General features: G+C 67.9%; 1 protein-coding gene. It reads left to right on the top strand.

Annotation, left to right across the window (positions count from 1 at the left end; genetic code table 11):
* Positions 1-48: 48 nt before the first annotated feature.
* On the top strand, positions 49-630 hold a 582-nt coding region (locus BGIM_RS48005), incomplete at its 3' end, for a hypothetical protein (RefSeq protein ID WP_157368536.1).

The raw sequence follows: 630 nt of genomic DNA, 5'->3' as shown, positions 1-630 counted from the left end.
GCCGCGGCGGAGCCGGCGGTCCCGGCGTGGGGCCCGGCGGTCCACGAATTGGACCGCCGCTACAGGGGGTTCGTGACCCACGTCCAAGACGTCGGCCGGTTCCCCCTGATGTGCCGCCCCGATGACGAAGCGGAGGTCAAACCGGTGGCGCCGCGGCTCCGCCGCTGGCTGGTGGCCGCGATCCACTGCTGGGAAGAATGGCAGTTGTTGCTGAACCGCATTCAGCGCGAGCCGGCCGGCTTGGTGAGTTTGGTGGATCGCGACGACCCGAGACTGAACCAAGAGGGCCGGGGGGAGGAAAAGAAAGAGACCCTGCGGACGCCGGTCAAGAGCGACGATTTTCTCAAGCCCTTCCAGGACACGCTGGCCGACGCGCACGGGGAGCTGATCAAACTCTGCCACAAGGCGATGGAGCACCACTCCGAGGAACTCAAGGCGACCTTGGACGGCATGATCGGCCCTGCGCGGGTCCCCCTCCTGGCCAAGGCCCTCGACCGCGACGGGTCGGAGGTCGGGAAAGTTCTGCAGCCGATTCACATGGGCATCGGCCCCGGGTGGCTGACGATTTCCCCGCCCAAAACGCCCCCGCCGAGCCCGGACACCGCGCCCGACGATTACGACCGGTGGTTC

The organism is Zavarzinella formosa DSM 19928, assembly GCF_000255705.1.
Taxonomy (GTDB): domain Bacteria; phylum Planctomycetota; class Planctomycetia; order Gemmatales; family Gemmataceae; genus Zavarzinella; species Zavarzinella formosa.
Note: the sequence above shows the minus strand (reverse complement) of the source record. Positions and strands in the feature narration are given on the sequence as shown.